At 64.2% G+C, this 4,279-nt stretch carries 3 protein-coding genes; all 3 read right to left on the bottom strand.

What is annotated here, in order from left to right; translation table 11 throughout:
* Positions 1–268: 268 nt before the first annotated feature.
* Genes xdhC through xdhA form a run of 3 tightly spaced genes read right to left on the bottom strand, consistent with a single transcriptional unit; the run spans position 269 to position 3,958 of the window.
* A complete protein-coding gene (xdhC, locus tag WMO66_RS00145) occupies positions 269–772 on the bottom strand; it encodes a xanthine dehydrogenase subunit XdhC (protein ID WP_349134382.1) in 504 nt (167 codons plus the stop codon).
* Entirely contained in the window at positions 769–1,659 is an 891-nt protein-coding gene (gene xdhB, locus WMO66_RS00150; RefSeq protein WP_349134383.1) for a xanthine dehydrogenase subunit XdhB, read from the bottom strand. Before xdhB ends, xdhC begins: the two co-directional genes overlap by 4 nt.
* Positions 1,652–3,958 carry a xanthine dehydrogenase subunit XdhA gene (xdhA, locus tag WMO66_RS00155; protein WP_349134384.1) on the bottom strand — a complete coding sequence of 769 codons (2,307 nt, stop codon included), beginning with the start codon at positions 3,956–3,958 and terminating at the stop codon, positions 1,652–1,654. The genes xdhB and xdhA overlap by 8 nt, the downstream gene beginning before the upstream one ends.
* Positions 3,959–4,279 lie beyond the last annotated feature (321 nt).

Raw genomic sequence — 4,279 nt, forward strand, 5'->3', positions numbered from 1 at the left:
CGGCCCCGTCGGGGCCTCGCAATGACAAATCTGAGGGCATTGCGCCGCTGAATTTGTGCCGTGATCATTGCCAGTCTGCAAGGCGTTCCCTGAGCGCCGCTACAGGCCCCGTCGGGGCCGTTTCCCATTTTAACGATAGCCTGTTTCCTGCGCAGGTGCAGCGCCGGGAGCGGCATGCCCCTCCCCTACAACGCGCTGCCGATGCCCGGATCATACAACAAAAACAGGGACGCACCGGTCTCGGTGCGTCCCTGTGTAGCTGCATACGTTATTCTTCCGCCGGCATGGGCTTGCCGAGGCGCTTGTACATGGTCTTCTTCACGGCGCGGAGGATGTTCTCATAGCCGGTGCAGCGGCACAGGTGGCCGGAGAGCAGCTTGCGCAGCTCGTCGTCCGTGTACTCCCTGCCGGTCTCGAGCAGCTCGACGGCCGTCATGATGAAGCCCGGCGTGCAGAAGCCGCACTGGATGGCGGCCTCGTCGATGAAGGCCTGCTGGATGTCGGACAGCTCACCGTTCGGGCCGAGCAGGCTCTCGAGCGTGCGGATGTGCTTGCCCTCCGCCCACACGGCGAGGTAGATGCACGAGTTGAAGCACTCGCCGTCGATGATGACGTTGCACGCGCCGCACTCGCCGACCTCGCAGCCCTTCTTCACGGATGTCAGGCGGAAATCATTGCGCAGCATGTCCGTCAGTGAGGCGCGGACGTCCACGATCTGCTCGACGTCCTTGCCGTTGATGTTGCAGCGCACGAGCTTATACTGCTTGTTCATTTTACCGCACCTCCTGCAAGCTCGATCGAGCGGATGAGGCAGCGCCGCGCCAGCTCGACGGCGATGTGCTCGCGGAAGGCCTTCGAGGCGCGCCACGAGTCACGCGGATGGATGTCCTGCAGCACGGCCTGCGCGAAGGCGTCGACCGTCTCGCGGCAGACCGGGCGGCCGTTGGCCTGCGCCTCGGCGCTCGGGGCGCGCATGGGCACGGGGCCCGCCACGCCATAGGCGATGCGCGCGCGGACGATGGTCTTTTTGTCCTCACTCAGCACGACGTTCACGGAGCAGCCTGTCGTGGCGATGTCCATGGCGTTGCGCATGGCGTATTTGATATAGTGGCCGAAGCAGTTTTCATAGCTGGCCTTCGGGATGAGGATGGCCGTCTGGATCTCGCCCTCCTCGGCACGGATGTCCACCTTGCCTGCACGGAGGTAGAAGTCCTTGATGGGCAGGCGGCGCACGCCGTTTTTGCCGGTCAGCTCCACGATGGCCTCCCATGCGTGCAGCGTGGAGGCGGAGTCGGCGGACGTCACGCCGTTGCAGGTGTTGCCGCCGATGGTGCCGATGTTTCGGATCTGCGGGCCGCCGACCATGTCGACCGCCTCGCCGAGCACGTTGATGTATTTCCGGATGATGGGGTCGCGCGTGATGTGGGAAAAGCTCGTCAGCGAGCCGATGCGGATGTTTCCGTCCTCGTCGATGCAGATGCCGCGCATGGCGTCGATGCCGTAGATGGAGATGAGCTCCGCCCCGGCACGCTTGCCCTCGCGCATCTGCACGAGCACGTCCGAGCCGCCTGCGATGATCTGCGCCTCCGGATGCTCCAGACGCAGGGCGACGGCCTCTTCCACGGAATGCGCCTCATAGAGCGCTTTCATATCATACATGGGCGGTTTCCTCCTTTTCGAACAGGCCCGCCTTCTCGAATGCGGCGAAGAGAACGTGCGGGGTGATGGGCGCGACGTCGATGCCGATGCCCGTGGCGTTCAGGATGGCGTTGCGGATGGCCGGCGCGCCGGAGCAGGCGGGCGGCTCGCCGAGGGCCTTCGTGCCGTAGGGGTTCGTCGGCTCGGCGTTCTCCACAAACTGGGCCTCGAGATGCGGGTGATCCATCATGGTCGAGAGCTTGTAGTCCAGCAGGTTGTTGTTGAGCGGGCGGCCGGTCTTCGGGTCGAACTTCAGCTCCTCGGACATGCCGTAGCCGATGGCCATGGACATGCCGCCGTGCACCTGCGCCTCAGCAAGCTGCGGGTTGATGAGCTTGCCGCAGTCGTGCACGTTGATGAGCTTCAGCAGCTTCACCTTGCACAGAGGGATGTCGACCTCGACCTCCGCGAACGAGCAGCCGAAGGAATAGGCGTTGTTCTTGATCTGGTAAGTAGATTCCGCCGTCAGATGCTCGGAGTGCGACAGGCTGTAGAGCGCCTCCGTGGCAAGCTCGCCGAGCGTCATGAGCACACGGCCGTCCGTCCTGCGGATGATCCTGCCGTCGACGATGTCGAGCAGGGCGGGCATCTGGCGCGTCAGCTCGCAGGCGTACTTCAGGATGCGCTCCTTGAGCAGCGCACCCGTCTGGGCGATGGCGAAGCCGCCGACGTAGGTCTGGCGCGAGGCATAGGCGCCCGTGCCGAACGGCGTGACGTCCGTGTCCTGCGCCGTGACGACGTGCACGTCCGAAACGGGGATGCCCACGGCGTCCGCCGCCATCTGGGCGAAGGCGGTGTCGCAGCCCTGGCCGATCTCCGTCTCGCCGGTCTGCAGCTGGATGGAGCCGTCCTGATTCAGGACCATGCGGCACGAGCAGCTTTCCAGGCTGATGGGCCAGACAGCCGTGTTGTACCAGAACAGGGCGCAGCCGACGCCGCGGCGCACGGGACCGGTCTGGTTTTCGTATTCGCGGTGCTTGCGGCTGTAGTCCATCCACGCCTCGCCCTTGTCCAGCACCTGATTGAGCGTGTCGGAATGGTTCTCGTTCTTCGAGAAGCCGTCGACGAAGCCGACGGGCATCATGTGCTTGCGGCGGTACTCCAGCGAGTCGACGCCAAGCACGCGGCAGACGTCCTCAATGTGGGATTCGCCCGCAAACATGGCCTGCGGGATGCCGTAGCCGCGCATCGCGCCCGCGGCGGGGCGGTTCGTGAACACGGTGTAGGCGTCGCCGTCGATGTTCGGGCAGGGATACAGCTGCGGGAACGCGCCCATGCCCTTGGCGACGATGCCGTGGCCGTGGGAGGCGTAAGCGCCCTGGTTCGAGAAGCACTCGATCTTGCGCGCGGCGAACGTGCCGTCCGGCCGCACCCACGAGATGATGTGCGTGCGGATGGCGTGACGCACGCGGTTGCAGACGAACGTCTCCTCGCGCGTGCAGTCGAGCTTGACGAGGCGGCCGCCCACGACGGTGGAGAGGTAGGCGCACAGCGGCTCATACAGCGCGTCCTGCTTGTTGCCGAAGCCGCCGCCGATATACGGCTTGACGACGCGTACCTTGCCCCAGGGGATGCCGAGAGCCTGCCCGACGACGCGGCGGACGATGTGCGGGATCTGCGTGGAGGAGTAGATGACGATGCGCCCGGCCTCCATGGAGGCGAAGCACATGTGGTTTTCGATGTGGCAGTGCTGCACGGTCGGCGTGTCGTACCAGCCCTCGACCTTGATGAGGCCCGGCTCGCGGCTGGCCTCCTCATAGTTGCCGTTGCGGATGGTCGTGTGGGCGAGGATGTTGTTCGGGAATTCCTCGTGCAGCAGCGGGGCGTCGGGCTTCATGGCCTCCTGCACGTCCAGCACGAAGGGATATTCCTCATATTCCACGCGCAGCGCGCGCAGGGCCTGCGCGGCGGCGACCTCATTCTCCGCGACGACGGCGGCGATGTCATCGCCGTAGAAGCGCACGCGGGACGTCAGCAGCAGGCGGTCGGCGACGTCCTGATGGTGCGGATCGGTCGACCACGGATGGCCTGCCGTGGGGAATTTGATCTGCGGCACGTCGAAGCAGGTGACGATCTTCACGACGCCCTCGATCTGCTCGGCGGCGCTCGTGTCGATGGACTTGACCACGCCGTTTGCAATGGTCGAATGCAGCACGCGCGCGACGAGCGCACTGCGGTCACAGAGGTCATCGCAGTACTTTGCGCGCCCGGTTGCCTTGTCGAATGCGTCCACACGGCGGACGCTCTTGCCAACCTCCATGGGGGACCCTCCTTTTGGATCGCAGCAGAATTCCGGCAATGTGCACAGATTCTGCGGGAAATTTCTTTGCAATTTGAAGTATAGCATAAATTCCGCAGCGTGGAAAGCGAAAACGTTATTCTATGTTATAGATAACGGATAATTCGGCAATGGCGAACGCTCCGGCTGGAAAACCCCGCCGATCGCGGATATACTATAGTTAAAAACGGAAAATGCAGGGGAGCGGACAGCCGGGCCCGGCGCTGCACGAACGATTCGCACGGGCTATCGCTAAAACGGTGATGGCTCCCGGATTTGTCATTGCGAGGCCCCGAAGGGGCC

Origin of the sequence: Faecousia intestinalis (assembly GCF_040096185.1) — a bacterium.
Taxonomy (GTDB): domain Bacteria; phylum Bacillota; class Clostridia; order Oscillospirales; family Oscillospiraceae; genus JAZOXB01.

Excerpts from the sequence above, each read along its gene's own strand:
- xdhC (WP_349134382.1), bottom strand. The coding sequence starts at position 772 with ATGAACAAGCAGTATAAGCTCGTGCGCTGCAACATCAACGGCAAGGAC.
- xdhB (WP_349134383.1), bottom strand. The coding sequence starts at position 1,659 with ATGTATGATATGAAAGCGCTCTATGAGGCGCATTCCGTGGAAGAGGCC.
- xdhA (WP_349134384.1), bottom strand. The coding sequence starts at position 3,958 with ATGGAGGTTGGCAAGAGCGTCCGCCGTGTGGACGCATTCGACAAGGCA.